This is a genomic window from Metamycoplasma hominis ATCC 23114, assembly GCF_000085865.1.
GTDB lineage: Bacteria > Bacillota_I > Bacilli_A > Mycoplasmatales > Metamycoplasmataceae > Metamycoplasma > Metamycoplasma hominis.
Window position 1 is genome coordinate 149,553 of sequence record NC_013511.1, and the last position, 25,089, is coordinate 174,641.

Here is a 25,089-nt window from a genome sequence, read left to right on the forward strand (position 1 = left end):
ATGAATAACGATTCATCATCAAAAATCAGTGAGAAGGATAAACGAATTTTATTTCTACTCAATAAATATAAGGCAAGGATGCATATTATTAATTGCATATATCAGAGCGAGCTATTTAATAAGAATCTTTCAATACAAGAAATTTTGGAAAATTGTGGAGAAAATCAATTGAATGCCAATGAAATAGAATCTTTAAAAATAATTGAAGCTAAATATGATGTTTTTACTAGAATAGCAAAAAAATTTATTAGTGAAGACTGAGAATGAAATAGAATTTTACCACTATCGAGAGCCATAATAATATACGGTGAATATGAATTATTATTTAATGACCCAAGGGTGGTAATTAATGAGATGGTTAATATTTCAAAAATATACAGTCCTAATAATGATTATAAATTTATCAATAAGGTTCTAGATCTTGTTTCTAAAAATGTAATTAAAAAAAATACTAAAGATGAAAAAGAAAATTAGCGAGATAATAACCAATATTTTTAAATACGATTTGAAAATTTCAGAAGCGTTAATTAGAGAAGGAAGAGTAATTGTAAATAATGAAAAGATAATTATTCCATCATTAAAATTTGAAGAAACCGATGTAGATATAAGATTCATTAATATGAAATTGCCCTATGTTTCAAGAGGCGCTTATAAATTATTAGAAGCAATAGAAAAATTTAATATAAACTTAACGGATAAAATATGTCTTGACATAGGATCGTCTACTGGGGGATTTGTTGATGTAATGTTAAGGCATGGTGCTAAAAAAGTATATGCCGTAGATTGTGGCACAAATCAACTAGCATATGAACTTAGGATAAATGATAAGGTTGTTGTTTATGAAAAAACTAATCTTAAAAATTTAAAAAAGGAAATGTTCCTTGAAAATATTGAATTTGTATCTTGCGATGTTTCATTTATAAGCTTGAAATATGTATTTGAGGTTTGCAATAAATTATTAAATAATAATGTAAATGTAGTTTTTTTAATTAAACCCCAATTTGAAGCTTCTAGCAAATATGTCGAACCTGGAGGGTATGTTAACCAAGAAAATCATAAATATATTATTGATAAAGTAATTTCATATGCAAAAAATAATGGCTTTGTTTTGATTAATTTAATAAAAAGCCCTATTTTAGGAGAAAAATCAAAAAACATTGAATATTTAGGCTTTTTTAGAAAGGATAGTTAATGAATTATAAGGATTTATTTCCTATGTTTAAAAATAATCCCGGTATTGTATATTTCGATAATTCAGCACTCACTTTTAAACCACAAACCGTAATAAATTCAGGTATTGATTTTTATGAAAAATATTCAATTTCTACAAGGACTGCTGATAGCGTTTTAGGAATACAAACAGAAGAAGTAATGCATGAAACTAGAAAAAAAATTGCAGATTTGATTGACGCTTCTGCCGATCAAACCATATTTACTTCAGGAACGACTGATGGATTAAACTTAATATCTTTAATGTTAAAAGATATAATAAAGGATGGCGAAATAATATTTAGCTATTTTAATCACAGCTCAGCAATCGTTCCATTCATTGAAAATCTTAAAAACAATAATATAACATTTAAATATGCAAAAGATAACGAGGAAGTTTTAAATTTAATAAATGAAAAAACGAAGTTAATTGTATTACCTCAATTAACTAATAATTTTAATGTATTTTTTGATTTAAAAAAAATTCATCAAAAATCTAAAAAATATGGTGCATATTTGATAAACGATGCCGCACAAGCTATTGCTCACGAAAAAGTTTCATTGAACGACTGCGATGTAATTGTTTTTTCAAGTAATAAAATTTATGGTCCTACTGGTATGGGGGCTTTAGTAATTGAAAAAGATTTACTAAAAAAAATAGTTCCTCAAAAATGAGGTGGTGGTCAAGTTCAATCTATTGGTTCTGGTTGCGAATGAAGTGCCAAGAATGATATAAAAAAATTTGAACCTGGAACTCCTAATTTTGCCGGGATTTTTCAATTTAACGCTGCAATCGATTTTATAAATAGTTTAGGTTATGAATTAATAAATAAACTAGAAACAGCTGTTGCAAATTATTGCTATGATGAATTAAAAACAATAGATGGAATAGAAATAGATTCAAAAAGAGGGGATAAAATTATTTTATTTAATATAAAAAATATTCCTTCTCAGGATATTGCATCATATTTAGGACATAATAATATTTATGTAAGATCTGGGGTTTTTTGTGCACATAAATTTCATGAATTGAAACAATATGGCAATAGTTATGTAAGAATTTCAATTTCATTTTATAATGATTATAATGATGTTGATAAATTCATTAAACTTTTAAAAGAAATGGGGGCTAATTTTCTTGAATTTTTATAGTAATATTGAAAAACAAAGAATAATTTTTGATGCATACGAAAACCCAAAATTTAAAATAAAAAATGATGAAGATTTTAAGAAAACTGATAAGACATTATTTGAACATTCAAATGTATGCGTTGACGATATTAAGTTAAATTTTTTATTTGATGAAAAAAATACTTTGAAAAAAGTGGAATATTGTGCTAAAGGGTGTTCAATTTTTTTGTCATCTGTTGAATTAATGATTCAGCAAATTTTGAATAAAAATAAATTAGAAATAAATGAAATTTTAAATGAATATAAAACAATGATAGATACATCTACAATTTCACAACGTGGTGGAGAAATATTGGGAAAATTGGTTGTATATCAAAATGTAAGAGTTCATTTAAATAGGTTAGAATGTGCATCAATAATTTTTAGGTTAATAAAAAAAGCTGTTTCTAATGAATAAGATAATTTTTCACATAGATATGGACTCCTTCTTTGTTAGTTGCGAACGTTCTATTAATACAAACTTAATAGACAAGCCTGTTGTAATTGCTAAACGATACAAACGTTCAATAATTAGTGCAATGTCTTACGAGGTAAAAAATCTTGGATATAGAGTAGGAAGTTCTTTATACACCGTTTTAGAAAAGGTTCCTAATTTGCTTATAGTAGAACCACACTATGATTTATATTCTCTAATTTCTAAAAAAATTTTTGATTATCTAAAAAATAAGTATTGTACACAACTAGAAATATATTCAATAGACGAATGCTATATTGATTTTAGCAACACTGTTAGCAATTGGGAGGAAGCTAAAAATCTTGCCCAACAAATTAAAGATGATATTTTAAAAACATTTATGATTCCTTGTTCAATAGGAATTTCCTTTACAAAGTTTTTGGCAAAAATGAGTACAAATAAAGCAAAACCATCAGGAATTTTAATAACAAAAAAGGAAGATATTGAAAGAAATTTTTACTCATTGCCGGTGGAAAAAATATTTGGGGTAGGAAAAAATATTTCACAACAATTAATAAAAAATAAAATTTCTACTTATAAAGATTTGCTAGAATGCAATAATGAAATTTTTTTAAGAAAATTGTTTAAAAAAAATTTTTTCTTATTTATTGAACAACTAAAGGGAATCAATGCAACCGACCACATCTTAAATCTTGAAACAAAAGGAATAAGTAACACGATAACTTTTATGGAAAAAGATTCTGATGATATTGTTTTTTTGAAAAATGAATTGTTTAAATTGGCAAGAAATGTTGCTAATAGGGCCGTAAACAACAATTATGAATGCAGATGTGTTGAAGTTTTAATAAGAAAACAAGACAAAAAATGAATGTCAGAGCAAAAAAAAATTGATTTTTTTACAAATGATATTGACATTATTTTTAAAATTGCGTTAAAACTTTTTTTAAATTTATGAAATGAAAAAGAATGTTTAAGGGGTCTTGGAATTAGAATCTGCGATTTGAGGTCGATATTTCAAGAAAACAAACAAATCGATTTGTTTGAAGATAATAATCAAAAATCAATAGTAAATTCAATATTAAATGAGGTTAATGCAAAATTTGAGGGTAAAATTTTAATAACAGGGAAACAATATTTGTTAGAGAATTCAATCGATATTGATAATATAAAGTTTTTAAGAAAAAACAATCAACCATATGATAAAAAAATAAATTTAGAGGAGAAAAAATAATGAAGATAGGAATATTTGGCGGAAGTTTTGATCCTGTTCATAAAGGACATATTTTAATTGCTAATGATGCAATTGAATTATTAAAACTAGATAAAGTTATTTTTGTTCCTGCTAACAAAAATCCTTTTAAAGATAAGCAAGATTATGCATCTAATGAACATAGAATAAATATGATTAATATTGTTATAAACAAGAGTAATATGGAAGTTTCACAATTTGAAACAAAAAGAGGTGGCACCTCATACACAATTGATACTGTAAAATATTTTGCTCAAAAGTATCCAAACGATGAGCTATATTTTTTAATTGGATCGGATAACGTTGGCAGTTTAAACAAATGAAAAGATATAGAAGAAATTTCAAAAATTGTAAAAATTGTTGTATTTAATAGAAATAATATTTATTCAAAAATCAATATTAAAAAATACAATTGTTTAGTTTTAAAAAATTCTTTTCATCCTTTTTCTTCAACTTCTTATAAAAATGGAAATATAAATGTAGTAGATGAAAGGGTTCAAGAATACATAGGAAAGAATTATTTATATTTAGAAAATATTGCCAAAAATACTCTTTCTATTCCTAGATTTAAACATTTAAGATATACTGCCGAATTTTCTGCACAATTGGCTAAAAAAAATAATTTTGATGTTGAATTAGCATATAAAACTGGTTTTATGCATGATATTACTAAAGAGTGAGACATAAACAAGGCATATAAATTTTTAAGTTCATATGGGTATAATGAACAAAATTTGCCAGAATATATGCTACACCAAACTACGGCCTATTATTGGTTGAGGGATGTATATAAATATCAAAATGATGAAGCGTTACAAGCAATCAAAATTCATACATCATTAGATTTTAAAATATCTTTATTGGCAAAAATTTTATATATTGCTGACAAAATTTGTGAAGGAAGAAAATGACCGGGAATTCAAAAAATTAGAGAGCTTGCCTTAAATAATTTAGAAGAAGGTTTTAAGGAAGTAATTAGAATATGCGGTCTTAAATTTAATGAACAAAAAGGCATTATTTTTGATGAAAAGCAAAAAGAAATATATAAGTTATTATTAAAATAAAATGTGTTATAATGTATATGCTTTAACTAGCATAAAGTAGATTCATTTCTCACCTTAGTGATTTTTTGCTGGGTTGCTACAATAAAGAATTTGTAGTTTTTGGGAAGTGGATTAATACCACTTTTTTATTTATAAAAGAAGGAGGAGTTATTATCAATAACCAAAAAATTGGAGACGATTTAAATAACAATCAAACAAATCGTAAACCAAAGTCAGAACATGTTATCAACAATGCTATTCCATACAAAAAAGTTTTTGTTCTAGGACCTAGTGGGGAAAAAATTGGTGTGTTAACCAAAGAAGAAGCTTTAGAAAAAGCATCTGAATATAATATGGATTTAGTTTTAATTGCAATAGAAAACAATAAGCCAATAGTTAGAATATTAGATTATGGCAAATTTAAATATGATAAGAAAAAACGCCAAAAAGAAGTTAAAGAAAAACAAGCAGTTACTGTTAACAGAGAAATTCGCTTAACTCCATTGATTGGTGATCATGATTTGAAAACGAAGGCAAACAAAACTAGAGAATTTATTTTAGATGGTAATAGAGTTAAAGTTTCAGTTAAGTTCCGTGGTAGAGAAAGAGCAAGAATCGAATTAGGGGAAGAAATATTAAAAAAGTTCTTTGCCTTAATTGAAGATGTTGCAAAAATTTCAAAAGAAGCAACATTAGTTAATGATAGATTTTTAGATATGTATGTAGAAAAAGATAAACGAAAAGTTGATACATTAACCAATAAAAAAGATAACTAAACCTTCAATAGCATAAGGAGAATAAAATGCCAAAAATGAAAACCAAAAGCGGTTTGAAAAAAAGAATTTCAATCACTGAATCAGGAAAAGTAAAACGTGGACAAGCGTTTAGATCACATTTAGCACAAAACAAAACAACAAAACAAAAACGTCACGCTCGTAAAGCAACAACTTTATCAAGTTCAGATTTTAAAAGATATAAAGAATTAATTTAGAAAGGATAAATTATGCGTACTAGAGGCGGAATTGTAACAAGAAGAAGACGTGCAAAATGAATAAAATTAGCTAAAGGATATTGAGGACACAAATCAATAGGATATAAAGTAGCTAAACAAGCAGTTGTTAAATCATGGACATATGCATTTAGAGACAGAAAACAAGTTAAACGTGAATTCAGAAAATTATGAATTGCTCGTATTAACGCAGCTGCAAGACCACTAGGAATTACCTATTCAAGATTAATTGAAGGTCTTAAAGAAGCTAACGTGTTAGTAAATAGAAAAATGTTATCTGAATTAGCAATTAATTATCCTACATCATTTGCTAAATTAGTAGATCAAGCAAAATCAGCTTTAGCAAAAAAATAAATCTGTAATGGATTTATTTTTTATTATATTTATTAATAATTTATTAATAAATTAATTAAGTTCTTTATAATTTTATTTATATTGCGTAATGGAGGAAGATGAAAAAAAGAGTGGTATTAGGAATGAGCGGTGGAGTTGATTCTAGTGTTTGTGGATATTTGCTACAAAAACAAGGATATGACGTTGTTGGTTTGTTCATGAGAAATTGAGATTCATTTTTAAACAATGATATTTTAGGAAATGAAAATATAACTCAAAATATTTGCCCACAAGAGCAAGATTATTTAGATGCAAAAGCGGTTGCAAGCCAATTAAATATTCAATTATATAGAATTGATTTTGTTAAGGAATATTGAGAAAATGTATTCAATTACCTAATTGATGAATATAAAAAAGGTAGAACTCCCAACCCTGATATTTTTTGTAATAAATTTATAAAATTTAAAGCTTTTTCTGATTATGCCTTTAAAGAATTAAAAGCCGATTATATTGCTATGGGGCATTATGCAAATGCTATTGACGGAGAATTATTTCGGGCGCAAGATGATAATAAAGACCAATCTTACTTTTTAGCGCAATTAAGCCCTGACCAACTTAAAAAAGTAATTTTTCCATTGGCTAATATTACCAAACCAGAAGTAAGAGAAATTGCAAAACAATTAAACTTGTCAACCGCTATGAAAAAAGATTCAACAGGAATTTGCTTTATAGGTGAAAGACACTTCACAAAATTTTTAGAAAATTATATTCCTGCTCAACCGGGTAATATTATTGATATATTTAGCGGGAAAGTGGTTGGAAAACATATTGGTGCGATGTATTATACTATAGGCCAAAGAAAAGGCTTGAATCTTGGCGGGTATGAAAAACCATATTTTGTAGTAGGTCATAATCTTTCAAAAAAAGAAATTTATGTAACAAACGATGACCATATTGACTATTTAATGTCAAATAAATTAATTGCAACAAATTTTAATCAAATTTCAAAAGAATTTAATTTTGCCAATTTAACTGCTAAGTTTCGTTATAGACAAAAGGATATCAAAATAACTTTAAAAATTTTAGATGGCAATAAAATAGAGGTTTGCTATCCAAATACCGAAGCAGTAACCCCTGGCCAACAAGTTGTAATATATGATGGAAATAAAGTCGTTGGTGGAGCAATAATTGACAAAATTTATTTAAATAATGAATTAAAAACGTTTTTATAAAGGAAAGGAAAATAGAATGTTAACTTCAAAAGAAATTAGAAAAATGTGATTAGATTTCTTTAAATCTAAAGGACATTTAGTGGTACCTTCAAAATCTTTGATACCACAAAATGACCCTTCTTTGTTATGAATTAACTCAGGAGTTGCAACATTAAAAGATTATTTTAGTGGTAAAAAAATACCTCCTGCTAAAAGAATTACCAATTCTCAAAAATCAATTAGAACAAATGATATTGAAAATGTTGGAATAACAGCAAGACACCATACATTTTTTGAAATGCTTGGTAACTTTTCAATAGGCGATTATTTTAAAAAAGAAGCAATTGCTTTTGGATATGAATTTATTTTTAATGTTCTAAAACTAAATAAACAAAATATTTATATAACTTATTATTCAGAAGATAAAGACACTTATAATTATTGAATTTCAAATGGTATTGATCCTTCGCATATGATAAAAGGCAGTAGAGATACAAACTTCTGAGATGTTGGCCAAGGACCATGTGGCCCTGATACCGAAATTTTTTATGACCGTGGGACAAAGTATGATACCCGTGGCATTGAATTGCTAGAAAACGATATTGAAAATGATAGATATATTGAAATTTGAAATATCGTATTTTCACAATTTAATAATGATGGTGAAAACAATTACACCGAATTAGCAACAAAGAATATTGATACTGGTGCAGGGCTTGAAAGAATAACATCAATCTTGCAAGATGCTCCAACTAATTTTGATACTGACTTATTTTTACCAATAATTCATGCGACAGAAAAATTAACAAACAAACATTATGATATTAATAACTATTTTACAAAAGAACCAATTCAAATGAAAATTAACACCCAATTTAAAATAATTGCTGATCACATTAGAGCTTCAGTTAATGCAATAAGTGACGGTGTTAAACCTTCAAATATTGGTCGTGGTTATATTATTAGACGTCTAATAAGAAGAGCATATAGGGCCGGTATTTCTCTTGGCATAACTCAAAAAGCATTTTTATATGAACTTGTTCAAATAGTTAAAGATTCATTAATTTATGACATTGATGTTGAAGAAGTTAAAAAAGTTATTTTGGATGAAGAAAATCTTTTTGCTAAGACTATTAATGAAGGCGAAAAACTATTAAATCAAGAAATTGAAAAAAATGGTACTATCGATGTTAAAATAGCCTTTAAAATGTTTGACACATATGGCTTTCCTATTGAACTAACAAGAGAAATTCTACAAGAAAAAAACATTGACATCGATATGAATGAATTTAACGAATTTTTAAAGCAACACCAAGAAAAATCAAGAGGAAATATTGAAGCCGGAATGCAAAAAGTTATTAATTCACTTTCATTAATAACTGATAAGATATCTGAATTTGTGGGATATGATCACACTAAAACAACTTCAAAAATTTTATATTTATTAAATAGCGAAGAAAAAATAAATAATGCGGGCGAAGATGAAGTTTCTTATTTAATATTAGATAAAACTCCTTTCTATGCTACAAGTGGTGGCCAAAATCATGATGAAGGTTACATTTTACAAGGAAATAACAGAATTGAAGTTTTAGATGTATTTAAAGACAAATATTGAAATCATGTTCATGTTGTAAAAGGCAAAATAAATTCAAATGAACCAGTTCAATGTTTTGTTGATGAAGATAAACGTATTAATTTTGCAAGAAATCACTCTTCAACTCACTTGATGTTTAGTGCATTAAGAGAAACATATCCAAACGAAATTATCAAGCAATTAGGTTCGAATATTACATATGAACATTTTACATTTGATTTCGGTCTTGATCATAGGCCAACTAAAGAAGAGATAAAATTAATTGAACATAAAATGAGGCAATATATTGCTAGAGATGTAAAACGTAATTACATAATAACTTCGCTTAAAAAAGCAGAAGAAATGGGCGCATACATGACAATTGATGAATCAGAATATCATGATGCAAATTATATAAGAGTTGTTGAATTTGAAGGTATTACCAAAGATTTATGTGGTGGAACACACGTTCCTCATTCAGGTATAATTGAAGATTTTAAAATAGTTGCCGTTGATTCAAAAGGTACAGGAATATATAGACTTAGAGTAGTTACTTCATATGATTTAGTAAGAAAATATTTATTATCAGAAATTCAAGAAAAACAAAAAATATTGGATACATTAATTAAAAATAATCAAAAACTAAATGAAGGCTATAACTTTAAATATACAAAGGAAATTATTTCTAATAAGACATCTGATTTAGAAGAATTACTTGAAGAATATGATAAGTGCGAAGAAAAATTAAGAAACGATTATCGAGCATTATTAAAACAAAAACAATCAGAAGATGTTGATTTAAGTTTGTATAATTATGAAACCATCAACGATAAAAAAGTATTCTTATTAATTAACATAGAACAATCATTAATTAAAAAAGTTTCAATCTCATTAAGAGAAGCAAATCCTGATTCAATTATTATTATCTTAAACAAGAGCAAACAAGATTCATATTATTTTGCAGTAGCATCTAAAAAATATGATTCAAATGCAATATTTAAAAACTTGGGCAAGGTTTTAAATATTCATGGTGGTGGAAATGCAATAATTTCTCAAGGTTCATTGGCTTCAAACTTGAAACAAGAAGAAATTATTGAAATTATTAAGAGCAATTTATGCGAATTTTAGCATTGGATTTAGGCACAAAAAGTTGTGGCTTTGCAATAAGTGATCCTAATAATATAATTGCAAGTGGACTTGAAAATTTTAGATTTGAATTGAACCATTTTAACTTAGTTATTGAAAAAGTGTTACATTATTTAAACAAAAGTGAATATCAAGGTTCAATTGGTACAATAGTTTTAGGATATCCCTTAAGAATGGATTTATCAAAAAGTCAACGAACATATATGGTTGAAAGATTTGGAGAAAGATTAAAAAAAGTTGTTGATATTCCAGTTGTATTTCAAGACGAAAGACAAAGCACTATTGGAGCTCAAGAAATATTGCAGAGCGCTGGATGAAACACTAAAAAATCTAAATCAAAGAAAGATTCACTAGCAGCGCAACTTATATTAGAAGATTATTTAAAAGGAATTAAATATGAATAAAAATATTATTAATTTAGATGTAGTTGATAGGCAATTGACTACAAGCGATGGCGAAAAACTTTATGTTATTTTTGATATTGAAGAAAACGGCGAACATTATCTTGTTTTAACAGATTATGACGCGATTATTTTTGCTAAAGAACAAGATCAAAATTTAATCGAAGTAACAGATGAAGGTGAAATTGACATTCTTGTTGATTTGACAATGGAATTTGCAGAAAATAATTTTGTTTTAGATAAAGATGGAAAATCAGATTTAATGAAGAAATTAATTGGCAACGATCAGGGTGAAAATGAAGCATAAGGGTTCAATATTTAGCGCTAATACAAAATTAGGTTTAATAATCTCTGTCGTCGTTGTATTTATTTTAATGTGTGTAATTTTGTTAATAACTATTTTAGCACGTAGACATTTCTTAAAAAGCACAATAACATCAAGTGAAGAACGAGAACTACAAAATTTAAAAACAAAAAATCCAAATTATGGAATTGTTTTGAGTGGCATTAAAAAATATTATGATAATGTTTTAGGCGACCATTTGATTGCGTTTTTAATTAATACAATATATTTGAATAATTTTCTAAACGTTAGTCTTATTGAAAAAAATGACTATGCTTCAATTTCAATAGCAGCATTATCTATGGCTAATGTTTATTCAAAAAATCAATATTTAATTCAAAAGCAAGGTTCAAATATTCAAAACGAAAATCAAGATTTAGATTTATCTAGATTAAATTATGCTGATGAAATTTATAATCCTTCAGATATGATAATATCTTTATGTGATGATCTTTCAATAGAACAACAAATTAATTCAAATTTACCTTATTTAAGTGATAGAGGTATGCTAATTGTTTCGTTTAAGACTATAAAAGACTTTAAAAATCAAAAAAATGTTATTTTAGATAATAATTTAAGATACGAAACTGTTAAAATTAGTAATAAAAATGTTATACTTTTAGCAAAAAACAATATGAATTCAAACAATGAAAATTCTAAGGAGCAACAATAATGGCTAATAATGATAATAAGATTTATTTAACAGAAGAAAGTTTAAAGCAATATCAAGAAAAATTAAAATATTTACAAGAAGTTGCAAGACCTCAAGTTATTGAAGAAATTAAAGAAGCAAGAAATCAAGGTGACTTGTCAGAAAATGCTGAATATGACTCAGCTCGTGATAAACAAGCTGCTATTGAAAATGAAATTTTAGAAATTCAACATATTCTTGAAAATGTTGAAATTATTAAATCAACATCAACTCATACAATTAGAATTGGTTCAACTGTAAAATTAATAAATATAAACACAAACGAAATAAGCGAAGTTAAAATTGTTGGTGCATTAGATGCCGATCCATTCAACAATAAAATTTCAAATACCTCACCGCTTGCAATTGCATTAAATGGCAAAAAAGTCGGACAAGTGATTGAAGTTGAAGCTCCTAAAAAATATAAAGTTAAAATTGAATCAATTTTATAATTTAAAAATATTTGCACTGTGCAAATATTTTTTATTGTTATTTTATAAAATAAAATATTTTATTTAATGAAACAATTTCACACATTAATTTATAATATCTAATAATGAAAAATGAAGTTGTTAAAAATAATTTAGGATATAGCGGAGATTTATTTGTATATCAAGATAAATCAATGTTTAATTACTCTGTTGATACTATTTTACTCGGCAATTTTGTATCAATAAACAGAAAAGTAAGAAATATTTTGGAAGTAGGCACGAATAATGGAGCCCTTTCTATTTTTATTGCTGCAAGAGATAAACGTTTGAACATTGATGCTATTGAAATCCAAAGCAAAGCTGTTGAACTTGCAAGAAAAAATATTATTTTAAACAAACTTGAAAATCAAATTAATCTTATTGAAGGCGATTTTCGGATGTGGGCTAATCAAAAGGCATACGACTGTGGTAATAAATTAGCCAAAAAATACGATTTAATTGTTGCTAATCCGCCTTACTACAATGAAGATTATAATCAACAAAGAAAAAACTCAACTCTTGAACAAAAACTAGCAACACATGAAATAAATTTAAATTTAGAACAATTAGTTGCTAATAGTGCAAGAATTATTGAACAAAAAGGATACTTAGCAATTGTTTTGCCAATGGCAAGATATATTGATTTAATTTGTTTGCTAAGAAAATACAATTTTGAACCAAAAAGAATTCAATTAGTTTATCCAAGAATCACTGATTTACCAAAATTCTGTTTAGTTGAAGCTAGATTTAATTCAGGTTGAGGAACATATTTTGAAAGTAATATTTATTTACATAATGAAGATAAAAATGATCACAGTTATAGCCAAAAAGTAAAAGAATTATATAAACCAAAAAAATCAAATTTTTAAATATAAACATTGAAAGGAAAATATGAATAATAATAAAAAGACATTTTATATTACCACACCAATTTATTATCCAAGTGGTAATCTTCACATAGGACATTTATTGACTACTACATTAGCTTCAGTATATAGAAATTACAAAAAACAACAAGGATATGAAACCTTGTTTATTACTGGAATTGATGAACATGGTCAAAAGATTCAAAAAAAAGCTCTTGAACAAAATATTACTCCAAAAGAATACGTAGATATTCAATCTCAAAAGTTCGTTGATTTATGAAAATTATTAAAAATTGATTATGACAAATATATTCGTACAACTGACGATTATCATATTGAAACAATTCAAAAAGTTTTTTATTTAATGGAACAAAAAGGCTATATTTATAAATCTAAATATGAAGGCTTATATTCAATTAGCGATGAAGAATTTTTAACTAAAACTCAAGCAATATCGAAAGATGGAAAATTTTACCACCCAATTTCAGGACATGAACTTCAAGAAGTAAAAGAAGAAAGTTATTTCTTTAATATGTCAAAATTTACTCCTTGAATAAAGTCATATTTCGAACAAAATCCTGATTTCATTACCAATAAAGCAACATATAAAGAATTAATGAATAATTTTATTAATAAAGGATTAGAGGATCTTTCGATAACAAGAGTTTCTTTTGACTGGGGAATTAAAATAGAAACTAAAGATGCTGAAAAGCAACACATTATTTATGTTTGATTAGATGCTTTATTTAACTATTTATCAGCATTGGGATACAATAATTACCTAGGCCAAGAGTTATATAATAAATTTTGGGTAAATGGTAATGAAAGAGTTCATTTATTAGCTAAAGAAATTTCAAGATTTCATGCGATATATTGACCTATATTTTTAAAATCTTTGGATCTTAATTTACCAACAAAATTAGTAATTCACTCATGAATTGTTACCCCTGAAGGAAAAATGTCAAAATCAAAAGGCAATGTTATTGAGCCAATTCCTTTAATTGAAAAATATGGGGCAGAACCCGTTAAGTATTTTTTCGCATCGCAAATAAATATTGACAATGATTTTAGTTTTAGTGAAGAATTACTTATTAATGTATTAAATGCTGATTTAGCAAATAATTTTGGTAATTTAGCCAATAGAACCTTTAAAATGGTAATGTTAAATTTTGAAAATGGTACAACTTATTGTCCAAATCAATTGAATTCATTAGATAAAAATGTTTATTCAGAAATAGAAAATGCATACAATGATTATAAAAAATATTTTGACAATTTTAATGCTGATAAAGCTTTAAAAAGAGCAATTGAATTAAGTAAGTTTTTAAATGAATATATCGATAAAAACGAACCTTGAAAATTAAAAGAAAATTTGCCAAGATTAAATGTGGTTTTAAATACATTGTTGAATGGAATTTATGCAGTTAATATGATGTTAAGCGTTGTTTTAAAAGAAAAATGTAGCATTTTATTAAATGATTTGCAATTGTCTGAATTCTCTGAAAAAATGTTGTTTAATTATTTTAAATTTGATAACAAAAAGTTTTCTAAACCTAATATTTTATTTGAAAGGATAAAACCAAATAATTAAATTATTGGTAAAATTAGTTCATGAAATTTATAGATGAAACAAATGTAATAGTAATAGCTGGCAAAGGTGGCGACGGCATAATTAGTTTTAGAAGAGAAGCTAATGTTGACAAAGGTGGTCCTGATGGTGGCGATGGTGGCGATGGTGGCGATGTTTATTTTGTAGGTGATCCTGGCCAAAATACACTTCTACCATTTTATTATCAAAATAAATTGGTCGCTGAATCAGGAGAAAATGGAAGGCCAAAAAATCAATATGGGGCTGATGGCCAAGATTTAATTGTAAAAGTTCCACTTGGAACAATGGTTTATAATGGCGATGATTTAATAGCCGATGTAGTTAGCCAAGAGAAATACTTAATAGCAAAAGGTGGACACGGTGGCAAAGGAAATCCTAGATTTAAATCTAGTACTAACACTGCTCCTAGAATATGTGAAAATGGTACACCTGGTCAAAAATTTGAACTTCACTTAGTTTTAAAGGTTTTAGCAGATGTTGGCTTTGTTGGAAAACCTAGTGCTGGCAATAGCACTATTTTAGGCGAAATATCTAATGCAAAGCCTAAAATTGCAGATTATGATTTTACTACATTGGTTCCTCAACTAGGTTTGGTAAAATATTTTGACAACTCATACGTTGTAGCCGATTTACCAGGACTTATTGAAAATGCTCATTTGGGCAAGGGCCTTGGAATTCAATTTTTAAAGCATATTGAAAGATGTAAAATTATTGCTCATGTTATTGATTTTGGTAGCGAAGAAAAGAATCCAATAGATGATTATGAAATAATTAATAATGAATTAAAATCATATAATTTGTTGCTTGAAAAATTACCACAAGTAGTAATAGCAAACAAAAAAGATCTACCGGCTTTTTCACTAAACTTATCAAAATTTAAAGAAAAATATCCAAATATAAATGTATTTGAATATTCAGCATTAATGGCTGAAAATTTAGATGAATTAAAAGGCTACTTGTTTGAAACATTGCAATCTGCTAAAGATTCAATCGCTGTTCAACAAATTCATGAAAGTCAAAACATTGTAAAAATAACATTAAATAAAAAACCTATTCAAATTAAAAAAATTGATAATGAAACATATGAATTGTTTGGTGATGATATAGATAATATATATAATAAGATACCAGTGATTTCATTAGATAATTTATGAAGATTTAATGCCAAATTAAAAGCATTAGGTGTATTTGAATTAATAAAACAAAATAATATTAAAGATGGTTCTACAATAAAAATTCATGATTATGAATTTATTTGGAATGCTGAAGAATTTTAAAATTTGTCAAGATTTTATTATTTTTTAAAAATTGTATATTACTATGTAATAAAAAAAATTTTAATTTTAAAACTTTTAAAAAAATAATATATAATAATTAAGCATTAAGCAAAAGCAATAAGTATTTATTTATAAACAACAATTGTGGGGAAGTAGCTCAGCTTGGTAGAGCACTTGACTTGGGCTCAAGCGGTCGCAGGTTCGAATCCTGTCTTCCTCACCATTTATGGGGGGGTAGCTCACCTGGCCAGAGCGCCTGCCTTGCACGCAGGAGGTAGAGGGTTCGAGTCCCTTCCTCTCCACCATTATGGCACTGTAGCTCAGTCGGTTAGAGCGTCCGGTTCATACCCGGAAGGTCAAGAGTTCGATTCTCTTCGGTGCTACCAAATGCAACAAGCCTAACGGGCTACGGACCCATAGCTCAATGGTTAGAGCAACCGGCTCATAACCGGTCGGTTACAGGTTCGAGTCCTGTTGGGTCCACCATTGGGCAATTACCCAAGAGGCTGAAGGGAGCAGTCTTGAAAACTGCCAGGGGCTTTACGGCCCGCGGGGGTTCAAATCCCTCATTGCCCGCCATTATATAGCGGAGTAGAGCAGGCGGCAGCTCGTTGGGCTCATAACCCAAAGGTCATTGGTTCAAATCCAATCTCCGCAACCATGGTCCAGTGGTAAAGTGGTTTAATACGCTTCCCTGTCACGGAAGAGATCGCGAGTTCAATTCTCGTCTGGACCGCCATGGCTCTGTAGCTCAGTTGGTAGAGCAACGGACTGAAGCTCCGTGTGTCACTGGTTCGATTCCTGTCGGAGCCACCATTTCAGAGATGACTAACACCTTAGGGTGTTTTTTTATTTTTTATGTTTAATAAAAGATAAAAAAAGTAAAGTATAATAATACATGTTATGAATATTAATAGTATAAAAATTGCAATTCAATTATTTGGAATTTTTGGTTCAATTGTAACGATTTGTTTAGTAATTCCACAATTAATTAGATTAAAAAAAACAAAAAACACGGGCAAAGTTAGTTTTGCAGCATTTTGAGTTTTTTATTATGGAATTTTAGCGTGACTAGTTTTAGGAGTATTTACTTCTAGCGAAAATTCATGATATTTATTCCTATCAAACTTTGCATGTGTTACAATAACATCCTTTACAGTATTTTACTTGTATTGATATTATGAAAAATTAACTAAAAAAATGTTAATAAGGGCTATTGTTGGAATAAGCATTAATCAAGTTATTTCATTAATTTTCTTGTGCTTATTTTTTGTTACGGTATATCAAAAGTTGAAATTTGGTAAATTTTATCCCGATAATTCAATTATTCCTGTTCTTCCGGGTAATGCACAACTTGCATTTGGACTAATATGTCCCGCCTTTACAAGTGCAGCATTTTTCCCTGGATTAATTGTTAGTTTAATTAAAAAAGAAGAAATAAGTTTAAGCCCATGAATGGCTCTTGTTTATATGCTAAATAATACTTTTTGAATATTGTATTTCTCATTAAATATTGTTTATTCGAAGTTTGGCGTGGATCAAGCAGCTCTTAATAGTATGCCAGGATTTATCGGGGGACTAGTTTGACAATTACTAGCATTAGGAATGTTTGCTTTCCAATTTGGAGTTACATTACACTTTGATATTAAGCACAAAAAACAACAAAAGCAAGCAATGGTTAACGTTATCAATCAAAATTAATCAAATTAAAAGTAGCAAATTACTGATTGCTACTTTTAATTTCATCATTTGCAACTTTAGAATATGCTCTAATTAATTTGCTAGCGCCTAATTTTATTCCGCCAAAATATCTAACTACAAACAACACACAATTATTTAATTTATTTCTTTCTAGTAAAAAATATAAAGGTTTGCCTGCTGTTCCTGATGGTTCACCATCATAACTCATTCCACCACTTTGAACGCCATTTTCAATAACTAAATAAGCATAAACTATATGTCTTGCTTTTTGATGTTGATTTTTTAATTGCTCTTTTAAAAGTTTCACATCATCTTTACTTTTAATATTAAATTTATAAGAAATAAATTTAGACTTTTTAATTTCTAAAGTTGCCATAGTTTTATTATAATAAAAATTATTGTATATAATTACTAACATGTTAAAAATTATTTCAAATTATTCAGACAGAATAGATAAATATGTTGCTAATAATAGTGAGATTTCAAGAAACGATATTAAGGAATTGATTGAAAATGGCGCAGTATTTGTAAATTCAATAAAGATAAATAAACCTAAATTCGTTGTTAAAGAAGGCGATGAAATTTTAATTGAAAGATTATTAGATAAACAAATAAAGGTTGAACCTCAAAACATTCATTTAGATATAGTTTATGAATGCGATGATTATTTAATAATTAATAAGCCATCAGGGTTAGTTGTTCACCCAGCTCCTGGACATCATGATAATACATTAGTCAATGCTTTGATGTATCATTTTAAAAATAATTTAAGTGATGTTAATGGCTTATTACGTATGGGGGTTGTTCACAGAATCGATAAAGATACTAGTGGCTTATTATTAATTGCTAAAAATAATAAAGCGCATAACTACTTTGCTTCTCTTTTAAAAACACATGAAATTAAAAGGAGCTATTATGCTATTGTTGAAGGCAAGATTGCAAATGAAGAATTACATATTGAACTTCCAATAGGCAGAGATACTAAAAATCGCCAAAAATATGCTGTTAGTGAAACAAATTCAAAACCTGCTTATACAATAGTAAATGTTGTCAAATATTTTAAAATGAATAATAAAGATTTTTCATTGGTTAAATGTAATTTAAAAACTGGTCGTACTCACCAAATTAGAGTTCACTTAGCATATATTAAACATCCTGTTTATGGCGATCCAATTTATGGTCACAAAATTGATGATTTCAATCAAAGGCTTCATGCATTTGCTTTAGATTTTGTTGATTTAAATGGAAACAATAAACATTTTGAAGCAGAAATGCCTGAAATTATGAAAAAAGAAATAACTGGCGAATAAAAAAACCTAAATTAAATTGCAATTTAAAATATAATTATTAAATATAAAAGGAGTTTTAATGAAATCAATAAACATAAATGAATATAATTCTACAAATGAATTATATACAAAGAACAAAAAAGTTTTTTGGGCTTGATTCATTGCATGAAGCGTTTTATTTGCAACAATTTTAATATTTGTAATTGCTTCTTTTATTCAATTTGCAGTTGAAAAACAAAACTATTTGAATAAATATGCTGAACTTTTTGGCCAAATCCAAAAATTAAATCCAAATTTTCAAGGAGATGTATTCGCACTAGCCAATAATGAATATGTAAAATCTTTGGCAATGTCAGGCGTTTTACTTGTAATTTTAATTGCGGTTTATGTTTGACATATTGTTTCCATAGCATTGGTTGCCAAAAACAAAGATTTTTCTGCTTATTCAAGGATTTTAACAACATTATATTTATTTGTAATTATTTATGAAATAATAACATTAATCTTTTCTGGATTTCAATCATTTTCGTTAGCAATTTGACAAGTAAATAAAATTTTAAATTTAGTGGCAACATTGTTATATATAGTTTCATATTTTGCTGTGTTTTTAAAATGTTCTTATGTTGCAAAATTATTTTTAATTTTAAAAAGAAATTTAGCATTTAAGGCATTAAATAACTCAAGTTCAATGGATGATATTTTAAGATCATATTTCTATGGTCAAGAATCTCCTGAACCAACACTAAATACCAATAATACATTTGATTCAAATCAAAAAACCGATGAAAACAAATCTGAAGATTTAAACAAAGAAGAAGATTCAAAATCAATTGAATATCGTAGTAAATTAGAACAATTAAATGATGAACAATTGCAAAATATGGCTAAAAAATTAAATATTTTTGGAATTGAAACATTTTCAAGAGAACAATTGATTTCAAAAATTAGCGATATTTTTGAACAATCAGCCAAGTCTCAAAATCAACAATCAAAACCTGATAATTCCGATGAAGACAACAACGATGGAAGTCAAACCAGCAATTAATTTTTTGTAATTTTATAATTACTATTTAACAAGGAAAAAACAATGAATAATCAAACATCATTAAAACAACATATTTTTACTTTTTTTTCACAAAATTCTCCTGCTAGTCCAATAAAAAATGGTGATCAAAAATTATGAATTCCTGCATTAGTTTGCATTATATTAATTTTATTTTCTCTATATCTAGCAATAAAATTTTTTGTTAATTTTAAACGTAGCATTGCTAAAACTAAATCTATTTTAAAAGACGATCTTGTTAGTGCCTATATACAAGGCTTTAACATTAAATCCTCAGCAGTTTTTAATTTTATATTAGCTAACATAATTTCTTTAGTTTCAATTATCATTTCTATAATATCAATAGTTAAACATTTTTCAGCAAGCTCAACGTTAGGTAAGTCTTCGTTTCTAGCGTTGTTTATAGCAGTAATTGCGCTTTCAATTGTTTTAATAATATCAATTAATTTATCACTATTAGCAATTTATTTTGTTTCATTTAAAGAAGCTAAGTTTGTTAATAAAAAAAATTTAGAAGATGAGCTTATTTCTTTGAAGTATAAAAAATCCAAAGAATTAAATGATTTAAATGCCCCTGAAAATATTAAACTAGATATTAAAGCAATGGAATCACACAACCCATTAGCTCCTAGAGTGTTAGCAAAATTTATTGATTTTTATAACAAAATGTCAAGTATTGAATTATTTAAGCGTTATAAGAATTATTTAAATCAAACATTCAAAATTAGATATTTTAATGAATCTCTTGAAGTAATTGAAGGAAAAAATGAAATGGAAGATAATCTTGAAAAATATCTAGACAACATAAATAATAAAGATCCTGAATCACAAAAAAATTCTCTAATTTTAAAAGAAATTGCTTGAATGAATGATATGGATAAAAAGGTTAAAATTATTAGAGAAGCAGATAAAAATATAACCATGTCTAAAAAAGAATTTCAAGAAAAATATGATGAATATGTTTATTTGCAAAGATCACAAGATCCTGCATATCAACAAACTCAAAAGAATACATGACTTACATATCGTGATTCTGATATTGAAGATCTATTTTATAACACAAATACATCAGTTATTTATACCATTGATAACGGCAAGACAATTTTAGAAAAACCAATGAATGAATTTTTAAATGAATATGGGCAATATTTAGAAACTAAATTTTTTGCATCAATTAAAGAAAATGAAGAACTTAAATAAGAGATTGTAATGACTAAGAAACACAAAAGAATTTTATTTTTATCAACATTAGCATTACCCGTAGCCCTTGTACCAGCAACTATGGTTTCGTGTTCAAAAAAAGATATTGAAGAAATAAAATTGGATATGATCACAATAGCAAAAAATCAAATGCTAAATTATTTACAAAAATTTGAATCATTTTTTAAAAATGATGATGATCCTGATGTTAGAAATTTAGAAGTAGAATTTAATAAAATTATAATTTCATTAAAAAAAATGGATATAACACCTGATTTTAATATGGATCAATTTATTCAAGAAATGACTAAAAAATTCAGCGATGTAGCAAATAATTTTTTGAATATAAAATACAATAAGGCCAAATTGACAAGTGAATATTATATTTCAAAAGTAAAAGCTCAGCTAATTTTGGAGCAATTTAAAAATTCTGGTATTCTTCCAGAAAAAAATGAATTTGCCAAGATTTTAGAGCAAGAATTATCAAAAGTTTCCGATCCAACTATTAAAACCTCCGAAGAAGAGTTAAAAAATTCAATTAAATTTTTAGATGATTTAAACAAAAAATATAATGAAATTTTAAAAAAGCAAGTAATGATTTCAAAATAAAATTTCTTGCTTTTTTTATTTTTTGTTTTTATTTAAAAAAGTTTAATTTTTTTAAAAAACACCGGGTTAGTTGTTGTATAATTGTACAGTATTTATCTATTAAAATACCAAAGACCATATAAAAATACAATATATAATTTAAATTTTAGAAAGGAAAAAATATGCCTACAGTTGCACAATTAGTAAAACAAGGCCGTAAAGATAAAACAACAAAATCTAAAGCTCCTGCTTTAGGAAAAATGTATAACTCTTTACAAAAAAAAGAAACTGCTATGCCCGCACCATTTAAGCGTGGCGTATGTACTCGTGTGGCAACAATGACACCTAAGAAACCTAACTCAGCTATTAGAAAATATGCCCGTGTTAGATTATCAAATGGTCAAGAAGTTACTGCCTATATTCCCGGTGAAGGACACAATTTACAAGAACACAGTGTTGTTTTAATTCGTGGAGGTAAGGTTAAAGATTTACCCGGAGTTAGATACACAATTGTTCGTGGAACACAAGATGCTGCCGGAGTTAATAACAGAAAGCAAGCTCGTTCTATTTATGGAACTAAAAAACCAAAAAGTAATTAATTATAGTTAGAAATTAGAAAGGAAAATCATATGTCAAGAAAACATAAAGCGCCTGTTAGAGATGTCTTAGCAGATCCAGTTTTTAACTCTAAGATAATTACTAAATTAGTAAATACCATTATGTTAGATGGTAAAAAATCTATTGCTGAAAACATTTTATACAGTGCATTTGATATTATTAAAACAAAAACAGGAAAAGAACCAGTTGAAGTATTTAATCTAGCATTAGAAAATGTTAGTCCACAACTAGAAGTTAGATCAAGAAGAGTTGGTGGTTCAAACTACCAAGTTCCTTGTGAAGTTTCTGCAAAAAGAAAACAAACTTTAGCATTAAGATGAATTATTCAATATGCAAGATTAAGAAACGATAAAACTATGGAAGAAAAGTTAGCAAATGAATTAATAGATGCCTCAAACAAAGTTGGTGGAGCTATTAAGAAACGTGAAGATACCCATAAAATGGCTGAATCTAACAAAGCATTTGCTCACTTTAGATGATAATAGGTTGGTTGTATGTCTCGTGAATATAAATTAGAAGATTACCGCAATATCGGAATTATGGCTCACATTGATGCCGGAAAAACCACAACTACTGAACGTGTGTTATATCACACGGGAAAAATTCATAAAATTGGTGAAACACACGAAGGTGCTTCACAAATGGACTGAATGGTTCAAGAACAAGAAAGAGGTATAACTATTACCTCAGCTGCTACCACAGCTTATTGAAAAGGAAAAAGATTAAATATCATTGATACTCCAGGACACGTTGATTTTACTATCGAAGTTGAACGTTCGTTAAGAGTATTGGATGGTGCAGTTGCTGTTTTGGACGCCCAAAGTGGTGTTGAACCTCAAACAGAAACAGTTTGAAGACAAGCAACAAATTATCATGTTCCAAGAATAGTTTATGTTAATAAAATGGACAAAATGGGTGCTAACTTTAAAGCATCTGTTGAATCACTTCATAAATTACTTGGTGCTAATGCTCACGCTATTCAATTAAATATTGGTGAAGAAAACCATTTTGTTGGAATCATTGATTTAGTTGAAATGAAAGCATATTCATATGATGGCGAAGTTGATGAAAACGCTAAAGAAATTGCTATTCCAGAACATTTAAAAGATGAAGCTCATATTATGAGGGCTGAATTAGCTGAATCACTTGTTGATTATGATGAAGAACTTATGACTTTATTATTAGAAGAAAAAGAAGTTCCAGTTGACATTTTAAAAAGAGCAATTAGAACTGCTACAATTTCTTCTGAATATTTCCCAGTTGTTTGCGGAACATCATTTAAAAACAAAGGTGTTAAGTTAATGCTTGATGCAATTGTTGATTATTTACCAAGTCCTTTAGATATTCCTCCAATGAAGGCATATAAAGGCGAATCAGAAATTCATATCCCTGCCTCAGATGACGAATTTTTCTCAGCTTTAGCATTCAAAGTTATGAATGACCCATTTGTTGGAAACCTAACATACTTTAGAGTTTACTCAGGAATTGTTTCAAAAGGTTCTTATGTATTCAACTCAACAAAAGGTGAAAAAGAAAGACTAAGTAGAATTCTATTGATGCATGCTAATAGTCGTACAGACATTGACGAAGTTAGAACAGGAGATATTGCTGCAGCAGTTGGTTTAAAAGTAACAACTACTGGAGATACATTGATTGATGAAAAACAAAAAGATGTTGTATTGGAAAATATGAATTTCCCTGAACCAGTTATATCTCAAGCTATTGAACCAAAGACCAAAGATGCTTCTGAAAAATTATCATTAGCATTGCAAAGATTGGCTGCTGAAGACCCAACATTTAAATACTACACCGATGAAGAAACAGGACAAACAATTATTGCAGGTATGGGTGAACTTCACCTTGACATTATTGTTGACCGTCTAAGACGTGAATTTAAAGTTGAAGTAACAGTTGGCGCACCACAAGTTTCATATCGTGAAACCATTACAAAGACTGCCGATGTTGAAGGTATGCACAAAAAGCAATCTGGTGGTAAAGGTCAATATGGACACGTTTGAATTAAATATGAACCAAACCCAGATGGAGGATTTGTATTTATTGACAAAATCGTTGGTGGTAAGATTCCTAAAGAATATATAAAATCTATTGAAAAGGGACTACGCGAAAAAATGGCTATTGGTATTTTAGCAGGATACCCTATGATAGATATCAAAGCTACTTTATTTGATGGATCATACCACGAAGTTGACTCGTCTGAATTAGCATATAAAATTGCCGCTTCTAAATCACTTACAAAAGGCCGTGAAGCCTTGGGAACAGTATTACTAGAACCTATTATGGATGTTGCTGTTGTTGTTCCTGAAGACTTCTTTGGAGATGTTATGGGTGATATTTCTAGAAGAAGAGGACAAGTTAGAGATAACGAAACAAGAAACGATGGAGCTCATGTTATTAAAGCATATATTCCATTGAGTGAAATGTTTGGTTATGCAACTCAATTACGTTCAATGACTACAGGTCGTGGAACATACCAAATGTGATTCGATCACTATGAAAAATTACCACGTAATTTATCAGAAGAAATTATTAAAAAACGTGGTGGAAAATTAGTAGCTGACGAAGATTAATAATAT

Annotated in this window: 27 protein-coding genes and 8 tRNA genes; 34 read left to right on the forward strand and 1 reads right to left on the reverse strand. The window is 27.8% G+C overall.

Annotated features, from left to right (window positions below; translation table 4 throughout):
* From MHO_RS00670 to MHO_RS00800, 27 genes are all read left to right on the forward strand, one after another.
* Nucleotides 1-474, forward strand: coding sequence for a transcription antitermination factor NusB (locus tag MHO_RS00670; RefSeq protein ID WP_012855398.1), 474 nt, complete (start codon nt 1-3; stop codon nt 472-474).
* Nucleotides 458-1,192, forward strand: a complete 735-nt coding sequence (locus MHO_RS00675) for a TlyA family RNA methyltransferase (protein ID WP_012855399.1) — start codon at nt 458-460, stop codon at nt 1,190-1,192. Before MHO_RS00670 ends, MHO_RS00675 begins: the two co-directional genes overlap by 17 nt.
* Nucleotides 1,192-2,361: an aminotransferase class V-fold PLP-dependent enzyme gene (locus MHO_RS00680; protein ID WP_012855400.1), complete on the forward strand. Its 1,170-nt coding sequence runs from the start codon at nt 1,192-1,194 to the stop codon at nt 2,359-2,361. Before MHO_RS00675 ends, MHO_RS00680 begins: the two co-directional genes overlap by 1 nt.
* Nucleotides 2,348-2,797 carry an iron-sulfur cluster assembly scaffold protein gene (locus tag MHO_RS00685; RefSeq protein WP_012855401.1) on the forward strand — a complete coding sequence of 150 codons (450 nt, stop codon included), beginning with the start codon at nt 2,348-2,350 and terminating at the stop codon, nt 2,795-2,797. Before MHO_RS00680 ends, MHO_RS00685 begins: the two co-directional genes overlap by 14 nt.
* Nucleotides 2,790-4,046: a Y-family DNA polymerase gene (locus MHO_RS05260; protein ID WP_012855402.1), complete on the forward strand. Its 1,257-nt coding sequence runs from the start codon at nt 2,790-2,792 to the stop codon at nt 4,044-4,046. The genes MHO_RS00685 and MHO_RS05260 overlap by 8 nt, the downstream gene beginning before the upstream one ends.
* Nucleotides 4,046-5,128, forward strand: a complete 1,083-nt coding sequence (locus MHO_RS00695; protein ID WP_012855403.1) for a nicotinate-nucleotide adenylyltransferase — start codon at nt 4,046-4,048, stop codon at nt 5,126-5,128. Before MHO_RS05260 ends, MHO_RS00695 begins: the two co-directional genes overlap by 1 nt.
* 65 nt (nt 5,129-5,193) lie before the next feature.
* The gene (gene infC / locus MHO_RS00700) at nt 5,194-5,883 is read left to right on the forward strand and encodes a translation initiation factor IF-3 (RefSeq protein ID WP_012855404.1); all 690 of its coding nucleotides are present in this window, start codon (nt 5,194-5,196) and stop codon (nt 5,881-5,883) included.
* Between the two features lie 26 nt (nt 5,884-5,909).
* Nucleotides 5,910-6,098, forward strand: coding sequence for a 50S ribosomal protein L35 (gene rpmI, locus MHO_RS00705; protein ID WP_012855405.1), 189 nt, complete (start codon nt 5,910-5,912; stop codon nt 6,096-6,098).
* 12 nt (nt 6,099-6,110) lie between these two features.
* Nucleotides 6,111-6,470: a 50S ribosomal protein L20 gene (gene rplT / locus MHO_RS00710; RefSeq protein WP_012855406.1), complete on the forward strand. Its 360-nt coding sequence runs from the start codon at nt 6,111-6,113 to the stop codon at nt 6,468-6,470.
* 98 nt (nt 6,471-6,568) lie between these two features.
* Entirely contained in the window at nt 6,569-7,681 is a 1,113-nt protein-coding gene (gene mnmA, locus MHO_RS00715; RefSeq protein ID WP_012855407.1) for a tRNA 2-thiouridine(34) synthase MnmA, read from the forward strand.
* A 16-nt stretch (nt 7,682-7,697) separates the two neighbouring features.
* Nucleotides 7,698-10,361: an alanine--tRNA ligase gene (gene alaS / locus MHO_RS05265; RefSeq protein WP_012855408.1), complete on the forward strand. Its 2,664-nt coding sequence runs from the start codon at nt 7,698-7,700 to the stop codon at nt 10,359-10,361.
* On the forward strand, nt 10,349-10,783 hold the full coding sequence (gene ruvX, locus MHO_RS00725; RefSeq protein WP_012855409.1) for a Holliday junction resolvase RuvX: 435 nt from the start codon (nt 10,349-10,351) through the stop codon (nt 10,781-10,783). The genes alaS and ruvX overlap by 13 nt, the downstream gene beginning before the upstream one ends.
* Complete coding sequence (locus tag MHO_RS00730; protein WP_012855410.1) at nt 10,776-11,087, forward strand: hypothetical protein; 312 nt, start codon at nt 10,776-10,778, stop codon at nt 11,085-11,087. The genes ruvX and MHO_RS00730 overlap by 8 nt, the downstream gene beginning before the upstream one ends.
* Complete coding sequence (locus MHO_RS00735; protein ID WP_012855411.1) at nt 11,077-11,796, forward strand: BC85_0335 family putative methyltransferase; 720 nt, start codon at nt 11,077-11,079, stop codon at nt 11,794-11,796. The genes MHO_RS00730 and MHO_RS00735 overlap by 11 nt, the downstream gene beginning before the upstream one ends.
* Nucleotides 11,796-12,266 (forward strand): transcription elongation factor GreA, encoded by a 471-nt coding sequence (gene greA / locus MHO_RS00740; protein WP_012855412.1) that lies wholly within the window; start codon nt 11,796-11,798, stop codon nt 12,264-12,266. The genes MHO_RS00735 and greA overlap by 1 nt, the downstream gene beginning before the upstream one ends.
* Nucleotides 12,267-12,370: 104 nt before the next feature.
* Complete coding sequence (locus tag MHO_RS00745) at nt 12,371-13,153, forward strand: tRNA1(Val) (adenine(37)-N6)-methyltransferase (protein WP_012855413.1); 783 nt, start codon at nt 12,371-12,373, stop codon at nt 13,151-13,153.
* A gap of 22 nt (nt 13,154-13,175) precedes the next feature.
* Nucleotides 13,176-14,741: a methionine--tRNA ligase gene (gene metG / locus MHO_RS00750; protein ID WP_012855414.1), complete on the forward strand. Its 1,566-nt coding sequence runs from the start codon at nt 13,176-13,178 to the stop codon at nt 14,739-14,741.
* Between the two features lie 20 nt (nt 14,742-14,761).
* Nucleotides 14,762-16,036, forward strand: coding sequence for a GTPase ObgE (gene obgE, locus MHO_RS00755; protein ID WP_012855415.1), 1,275 nt, complete (start codon nt 14,762-14,764; stop codon nt 16,034-16,036).
* Nucleotides 16,037-16,182: 146 nt separating this feature from the next.
* Nucleotides 16,183-16,259 (forward strand) — tRNA-Pro (locus tag MHO_RS00760).
* 5 nt (nt 16,260-16,264) lie between these two features.
* Nucleotides 16,265-16,341, forward strand: a tRNA-Ala gene (locus MHO_RS00765).
* A gap of 4 nt (nt 16,342-16,345) precedes the next feature.
* A tRNA-Met gene (locus MHO_RS00770) sits at nt 16,346-16,422 on the forward strand.
* 24 nt (nt 16,423-16,446) lie between these two features.
* Nucleotides 16,447-16,522: transfer RNA gene (locus MHO_RS00775), tRNA-Ile, on the forward strand.
* Nucleotides 16,523-16,524: 2 nt separating this feature from the next.
* A tRNA-Ser gene (locus MHO_RS00780) sits at nt 16,525-16,615 on the forward strand.
* Between the two features lie 6 nt (nt 16,616-16,621).
* A tRNA-Met gene (locus MHO_RS00785) sits at nt 16,622-16,697 on the forward strand.
* 1 nt (nt 16,698) lies between these two features.
* Nucleotides 16,699-16,775: transfer RNA gene (locus tag MHO_RS00790), tRNA-Asp, on the forward strand.
* Between the two features lies 1 nt (nt 16,776).
* Nucleotides 16,777-16,852: transfer RNA gene (locus tag MHO_RS00795), tRNA-Phe, on the forward strand.
* Nucleotides 16,853-16,939: 87 nt separating this feature from the next.
* Entirely contained in the window at nt 16,940-17,737 is a 798-nt protein-coding gene (locus tag MHO_RS00800; RefSeq protein ID WP_012855416.1) for a PQ-loop repeat-containing protein, read from the forward strand.
* A 19-nt stretch (nt 17,738-17,756) separates the two neighbouring features.
* Here MHO_RS00800 and MHO_RS00805 read toward each other — a convergent pair whose 3' ends face one another.
* Nucleotides 17,757-18,113, reverse strand: a complete 357-nt coding sequence (locus MHO_RS00805; protein ID WP_041359692.1) for a YigZ family protein — start codon at nt 18,111-18,113, stop codon at nt 17,757-17,759.
* A gap of 40 nt (nt 18,114-18,153) precedes the next feature.
* On the opposite strand from MHO_RS00805, the gene MHO_RS00810 reads away from it, so the two are divergent.
* The 7 genes from MHO_RS00810 to fusA all read left to right on the forward strand — a co-directional run bounded on the left by MHO_RS00810 (nt 18,154) and on the right by fusA (nt 25,083).
* The gene (locus tag MHO_RS00810) at nt 18,154-19,047 is read left to right on the forward strand and encodes an RluA family pseudouridine synthase (RefSeq protein WP_012855418.1); all 894 of its coding nucleotides are present in this window, start codon (nt 18,154-18,156) and stop codon (nt 19,045-19,047) included.
* A gap of 58 nt (nt 19,048-19,105) precedes the next feature.
* The gene (locus MHO_RS05270; protein ID WP_012855419.1) at nt 19,106-20,071 is read left to right on the forward strand and encodes a hypothetical protein; all 966 of its coding nucleotides are present in this window, start codon (nt 19,106-19,108) and stop codon (nt 20,069-20,071) included.
* A gap of 42 nt (nt 20,072-20,113) precedes the next feature.
* Nucleotides 20,114-21,289, forward strand: a complete 1,176-nt coding sequence (locus MHO_RS05275) for a hypothetical protein (RefSeq protein ID WP_012855420.1) — start codon at nt 20,114-20,116, stop codon at nt 21,287-21,289.
* 9 nt (nt 21,290-21,298) lie between these two features.
* On the forward strand, nt 21,299-21,898 hold the full coding sequence (locus tag MHO_RS00825) for a hypothetical protein (protein ID WP_012855421.1): 600 nt from the start codon (nt 21,299-21,301) through the stop codon (nt 21,896-21,898).
* Nucleotides 21,899-22,059: 161 nt separating this feature from the next.
* Nucleotides 22,060-22,476, forward strand: a complete 417-nt coding sequence (rpsL, locus tag MHO_RS00830; RefSeq protein ID WP_012855422.1) for a 30S ribosomal protein S12 — start codon at nt 22,060-22,062, stop codon at nt 22,474-22,476.
* 30 nt (nt 22,477-22,506) lie between these two features.
* Nucleotides 22,507-22,977 (forward strand): 30S ribosomal protein S7, encoded by a 471-nt coding sequence (rpsG, locus tag MHO_RS00835; RefSeq protein ID WP_012855423.1) that lies wholly within the window; start codon nt 22,507-22,509, stop codon nt 22,975-22,977.
* Nucleotides 22,978-22,989: 12 nt separating this feature from the next.
* Nucleotides 22,990-25,083: an elongation factor G gene (gene fusA / locus MHO_RS00840; RefSeq protein ID WP_012855424.1), complete on the forward strand. Its 2,094-nt coding sequence runs from the start codon at nt 22,990-22,992 to the stop codon at nt 25,081-25,083.
* Nucleotides 25,084-25,089 lie beyond the last annotated feature (6 nt).